We start from the raw sequence: 594 nt of genomic DNA on the forward strand, positions 1-594 counted from the left end.
ATGGCTGCAAAGATGATCGCGTTCGACGAGGAAGCGCGTCGCGGCCTCGAACGCGGTATGAATCAGCTCGCTGACGCGGTTAAGGTCACCCTTGGTCCTAAGGGTCGTAATGTCGTGTTGGAGAAGAAGTGGGGTGCGCCCACGATCACCAATGACGGTGTTTCGATCGCCAAGGAGATCGAGCTGGAGGACCCGTGGGAGAAGATCGGGGCCGAGCTCGTCAAGGAGGTCGCGAAGAAGACCGATGACGTCGCTGGTGATGGCACCACGACGGCGACGGTTCTGGCGCAGGCGCTGGTCCGTGAGGGTCTGCGTAACGTCGCCGCGGGTGCGAACCCGATGTCGCTCAAGCGTGGTATCGAGTCCGCGGTCGAGCGGGTGAGCGAGGAGCTTTCGAAGATCGCGAAGGATGTGGAGACGAAGGAGCAGATCGCTTCGACGGCTTCCATTTCCGCTGGTGATCTTTCGATCGGTGAGATGATCGCCGAGGCGATGGACAAGGTCGGTAAGGAAGGCGTGATCACGGTCGAGGAGAGCCAGACCTTTGGTCTGGAGCTCGAGCTGACCGAGGGCATGCGCTTCGACAAGGGCTAC

At 60.9% G+C, this 594-nt stretch carries 1 protein-coding gene; it reads left to right on the top strand.

Annotated features, from left to right (window positions below):
* Positions 1–594: TCP-1/cpn60 chaperonin family protein (locus QWU11_RS47115; protein WP_290121143.1), on the top strand; the 594-nt coding region annotated here is incomplete at its 3' end.

This window comes from Actinomadura sp. DC4, assembly GCF_030406325.1.
Lineage (GTDB): Bacteria > Actinomycetota > Actinomycetes > Streptosporangiales > Streptosporangiaceae > Actinoallomurus.